Origin of the sequence: Olsenella sp. CU969 (genome assembly GCF_905219715.1) — a bacterium.
GTDB lineage: Bacteria > Actinomycetota > Coriobacteriia > Coriobacteriales > Atopobiaceae > Granulimonas > Granulimonas faecalis.
This window is the reverse complement of record NZ_CAJMXC010000101.1, coordinates 1-5,682: the sequence shown is the minus strand read 5'-3', so window position 1 is coordinate 5,682 and position 5,682 is coordinate 1. Positions and strand designations below refer to the sequence as shown.

Below are 5,682 nucleotides of genomic sequence, written 5' to 3'. Positions count from 1 at the left end.
GGAGGGGACGGGAGAGCCCCTCCCTAGCGCGTGCGGGTCCAGCGGCCCGAGGCATCCACCCAGTACCGGCCCACCCAACGGCTGGTGGCCATGGCGCCGGAGCCGGTGAGGTAGTAGTCACCCACCCAGCGGTCAGAGGCCATGCGGCCCGAGGCGTCGCTCCAGTACCAGTCCCGGCCCACGCGGTACCAGCCGGTGAGCATCTTTCCAGAGCCGTCCAGGTAGTACCAGGAGCCGCCCTCCTTGAGCCACCCGGTGACCATGGCCCCGGAGGCACTCAGGTAGTACCAGGACCCTCCGTCGGCTACCCAACCGGTGGCCATGCGGCCGCTGGAGCGGTCGAAGAAGTACCACTTGCCGCCGTCCTTGAGCCAACCGCGGCCCATGGAGCCCACCGGGCCGTAGGGGCTGCCGGATCGGCGAAAGATGTACCAGAAGCCGCCCTCCTTCAGCCAGCCGATTCCCATGGAGCCCTCTGGCCCGTAGGGGTTTTCCTTCCCCCGGAACAGGTAGCGCTGGCCGTCGACGTCCTGCCAGCCTGTGCGCATGTAGCCGTCGGCGCCCAGCCAGTAGGTCTGGCCGGCCGCCCTCAGCCAGCCGGTCTGCCAGGCCGAGCCGGTGGACCAGCGTTGCCCGCTGCCNGCGGCCACCCAACCGNGCCGGCCCTTGGCGATGGCGAAGGTAGCGTTCACGGTGCCGACGTAAGAGCCTTTGCCCACAACGACAACCTTTGCCGTGCCCACATCCACATTATTCTTGTAGCTCACGGTGTACCCGCTGGCAGGCACCACGACGTTGCCAGCCTTCACGATGACGACGGGCGTGTGGGCACCGCCGTTCCAGGTGCGCGGCCCTCCCTGCACCTCCACCGAGGTCAGCTTGGTCGCGACGGGCTTCTCGGGCTTGGTCGGTACCTGCGGCTTCTCGGCAGCGGTGCCCACGTCGCGCCAGCGCAGCGAAGCCGCTCCCCCACCCACGGAAGCCACGTAGACGCGGGTCCCGGCCGCTACGGCGCCCACGTTGTCAGAGGAGCCCACCACGCGGGAACCCACCTGCCCCCAGGTGCCCAGCTTTGACGGCGATGCCTTCCACACGGTCACGGCATTGCCCGACTGCGCAGAGACGGCCAGGTAGAGCGAACCGCCGCTCGCCGCAAGCGACCCTTCGAGGGCGGCGGGCACCGAGGACGGGAGCGCCGTATAGACAGGCGTTCCTGACGGGGCCACCGACACCATACCGCCCGAGCCGTCCTGCCCCTTCACGTGGAGGTACCCGGTCTGCCCGACAAAAGCCGAGCTCAGACCGTTGGCCGCACCGGCGTGGCTCCAGACCTTGGTCCACAAAGAGCCTGAGAGACGCCACAGGCCCGTGGAGGACGCCGAGAAGTCAGACACGGCCACNGCGGGCACACCGCCGACGTCGACAACTGCGAGCGCCGCAACGTACCCGCACGGGACCTTGGCCCCCACCGTCGCGAGACGGGAGCCGTCCAGGCGGTATGCCTGCACGCCACCATCTTCCACCAGCACGTACGCCGTGCCGCCCACCACGGCCACCTCGCCGGCGTTGCCGGAGCCCGTCACCGAGGCAACGGAGGACCACGGGCCGGAGCCGGTCTGGCGATACAGCGTGAAACGGTTGGGCGAGCCATAGGCCACGGTGAGCACGTAGCGCCCAGAGCCCGAGGCGGCAACGGCCTTGAGGTCCTGGCCGGAGGCCACTGCGGCAAGCGAGCTCCACGAGGTCCCGTCAAAGACCGCAGCAGACACCTTGGAACCGCTGCCAACGCCCGTCTGCACCGCTTGGAGCACAGAGGGGCCGCTGGCCGCGACATCGCTGGCCACAACGTTGGTCGAGGGCAGCGGGCAAGCGCCGGAGCCGTCGGTGGCCCGGGTCCAGAGCCCGGCGTCGGCCGAGGAGGGTTTCGTCACGGCAAAGGTCACCGAATTGTCGGTCTGACCGGTCACCCGCACCACAAGGCNCGAGTTCTGGCCATCGGACAGGGTGATGGCGCCGTCCTCGAGACCCAGAGAGAGATCCTGCGACCCCAGGCTCTCGCGGCCGCCCAAGCTCAGCTGGCAATGACGTATGTCGCCGGCACCGTTGCCGCGGGGACCGCCTGTCTCGCCGGAGCGGAACAGGTACACGTAATCCTTGTCACCCTTGTTTCCCTCGGGCTTGGCGACTGGGTTCACGCGATACACGAGCAGGCCGGAACCGCCGATGGTCATGAGCGAGCCCTCTTGGGAGGTATCGAGGGCCGAGAGATCGGCGATGTCGGTATTTGCGCGACGGTACTCCAGGACAAAGTACTCGCTGTCGGAGAGGGGCGAGCGCACGGCCACGGCTTGGCGGCCAGAACCAGGGGCCGCCAGAGTGTAGGTGCCGGCGTCCACGGTGTCGAGAGGGAGCCAGCCGCAGTCGGCCCGGGTGATCGCCAGCGGCCACATGAGCTTGGAGCCGCCATGCTGAGCCATGATGGCCCACACGCCCACGGGCATGTTGCTGCCCTGGCTGATCTCGGCAGAGCCGCCGCGATAGAGGTCGCGGGCGCCAAAGACATGGAGCGTCTCGTGGGCAACGGTGCCCACGCCCGCAAGATGCGTGGTGTCCACCAGCGTGTAGTCGAACGCCCGCACGCCCGAAGAGCCCAATGATGCCGGAGCCCCCAGGTTGGAGCGACGGGGCCAACAGGCGTCGCCCACCTGCGGCACGGAGGAGCCCGTCTCGGGCACCACGAGCACGTTGTCCGCCAGGCCGTCGCCGTTGCCATCGAGCACGGAGGCGTCAAAGGCAGGATAGGCGGCCGAGAAGGCCTTCACGGCGTCGGCCGCAATGGACTCGGAGGCGCGGTAAGAGCCTCGACTTCCGGGCAGCGTGAGATAGGCCACGCGACCGGTGGAGGCATCGTACTGGGGAGTGACAGAGGCCAAGCGGCACTGGCCCAAAGAGACGGTCTTGATGTAGCTGTACAGAGTCTGAAGTGTTGTCTTGGAACTTACCTCGCCGTTGAGGTCGCGCAAGAAAGATTCGTATTGGGTGCGGTAGGCACCACCGTAGGGGTAGGCGGCGTTGAGGCCGGTGGCACCGTCGCCGGTGGCATCGCCTGCAAAACGAACCACAAGCACCAGCTGGCGGCGGTTGGCGTCGGCTGGCTCGGGCGTCGTCTGCGCCAGCGCCGGTCGCGGCGCAAGCAGCATCAATGCACATAGAACAACGGCGACGCCGACAAAACGGCGCCAAGCACGCGGGGTGAATCGGTTCATGGCGGCTCCTGAAATGCGGGAGATGACGAGTCGTTCCTCGATAGTAAACGAAAGGGAATGTTTCATACACATTACCTGACCTACTGGGCCATTTTCATGCTCACGTCATGTATTCAGGGGACCTGATTCGCTTCGCAAAAACGGGGCCGCCCCCGGAGGGACGGCCCCGCGTCAGGCACGGTATGTCGTGCGCGTACTCACCCGAAACTGCGGGCCAGCGGCGTGGACTGCACCGCCAGGGGCTCCGTCGCCTGGGGCGAGGTGGTCACGGTGTAGGTAACTGTGGTGGTCTCGCCGGGAAGGTCCTGCACGTTACAGGAGACCGCGTCAAAGCCGTAGACCTGCCCTTGGGCCGNCACCGNAAAAACGCCGCCCGAGCCGGNCACGTCCGAGATCGAGCCGCCGGCCGGCGCCATGAGGATTAATCCGGTGACCATGTCCCCGCGGTCGCGCTTGAGGGGGTTGCCTCCCACGATGTAGTCCACGTCGCCCGAGGCCTCCTCGGCAGTCATAGTGTTGGCGAGCGTGGTGATCNCCTGGTAGCTCGTGGTGCCGTCGGCGTTCTTGACGCCGTCGCCCACGGTGGTGGCCATGTCAAGGTACCAGTCGATCTTGGACCAGGTCTGGTCGTTCACGTAGACGCCCAGCACAGGCCGCACGGGGTCTTGGGAAAGCTCGCCGGAGGCAGAAAGTGCCTGCACCACGGCCTGAGCCTGCTCGTTGGCCATCCACATCTTGATGGTGCCGGCCTCCACTTGCTTGCCAAAGGTCTCGGCCAGCTTGGGCAACTCGGCATTGCCAAGACCCGAAACCACGGCATCAAAGGACCGGCCCGCCACGGCGGAAAAGAACGCGTCGGTCTGCTCGGCGGGAAGCTGGTTGTAGGCGTCGTGAGAAAGCACCTGGTTGACGTTGTTGGCATCCACCGTAAAGCCGTACTCGGTGACCGAGGCGCCGGTAAGACCCATGAGCGCAGCGAGGAACTCGGGCGTGACCGCCACGACGCCGTCCACGTTCTGGCCGCGCACCACCCGCCAGTACTCGGCGGCCACCTGGGCCACGCGGGGAAACTGCGGCGTCATGGTGACGGATCCGGGGGTGTTGGCCATGGAACCGGCATTGAGCACGGAGGCCTCGTCGGGCTCCACGGCGTAGGAGAGGTCCACGTCGCCCAGGGCCGCCATCTGCATGGAGGAGAACTCCCCCATCTGCAGGTGGCCGTCGGTGACGGAGACGGTGCCCCACGAGCCGGGGAAGCCGCCGGCGGCGCGAATCTCGGCCCCCGTCATGGCCAGCACCAGGTAGGTCTTGGTCTGGCCGTTGGCCCCCAACATGTCGGGCACAGCGGGCAGGACGTTGCCGGCCTCCCCCACCAGGCGGTTGGCGTTGTCCACCATGGGCCGCGCCTTGTCGATCAGCTCGTTGAGCTTGCCGATATGGAAAGGCTCCATGGAGTCCAGCGTGTTTGCCATGGCGCCCAGGGGCTGCTGCATCACGCCCAAGGCCTGGATGAGCTGCTGGAGCGTGGGGATGTCCACGGTGCCGCCGTTGCCCACGAGGTTCTTGAGGTTGACGCCGGCGAGGGCGTCGCCCAGGGGCACGATACCGTTGGTGGCCAGGTCGTCCAGGGAGGAGCAGAGCTCGCGGGCCTGCCGGACGTCCACGCCCAGCACCGGCACAAACTGCGCGGCGGCCCAGATGGGGCCCTCGGTGGTGCGGTGCATGGCCTGGGCGCTGCCGGCGATGGAGGCGGCGGAGCGCTTTACGGCGTCGGAGTCGCCCGAGGTGGCGGCCTTGGAGAACTCGTCCACCTGGTTCATGAGGGAGGAGGCGTCGTCGCGCAGCCCGCGGGCATCGTTGACGAGGACGGCGCCGCAGATGCCGCAGACCACAACGAGCACGACCGCCACCACGAGCACGACCTTGGGCCAGGCGCGTTTGCGACGGCGGCGGCGCTTGACGCGTACGACCTCGCTCCCGCGGTCCGTGGACGACGGGGCGCCGTGGTCCTCCACCGGGATGGCGAAATCGCTGGGAAGCGCCGGCCACTCGGAGGACTCCTGCGCGGGGGCCGGTGCGGGCCCGGGACGGGGCGTGCGGCCCTCCCCCGCCTGCCGGGGCTCGGGCTCGGGCCGCTGCTGCGGCCGCTGCGGCTGCGGCTGAGACGGCTGCGGCGCAGGCTGCCCGTCCTGCTGGGACGTGGAGAGATAGGGGTTCTGTCGCTCGGGCCCACGGTTGTCCCGGCCCCCGGCGGACGGTTGCCCGCCGGGCTGCCTGAAGTGCTTTGCCACGAAGATCCTCCTCGGTCTTTTTGGCGGCTATGCAGTTGGGTCAGCGGTTGTGGGCCCGCCTGGAAGGGCCGCCACCGGCGGCCCAAGTGCCATCAGTTTACAGCGGCGGTGGTGCCGGGCGGGCA

General features: G+C 68.2%; 2 protein-coding genes. Both read right to left on the bottom strand.

Features of this window, described 5'->3' with window-relative positions; translation table 11 throughout:
- Positions 1–23: 23 nt before the first annotated feature.
- Positions 24–3,266 (bottom strand): hypothetical protein, encoded by a 3,243-nt coding sequence (locus JX283_RS07710; protein ID WP_204830056.1) that lies wholly within the window; start codon positions 3,264–3,266, stop codon positions 24–26.
- A 197-nt stretch (positions 3,267–3,463) separates the two neighbouring features.
- Positions 3,464–5,557 carry a DUF4012 domain-containing protein gene (locus tag JX283_RS07705; RefSeq protein WP_204830055.1) on the bottom strand — a complete coding sequence of 698 codons (2,094 nt, stop codon included), beginning with the start codon at positions 5,555–5,557 and terminating at the stop codon, positions 3,464–3,466.
- Between the last annotated feature and the right edge of the window lie 125 nt (positions 5,558–5,682).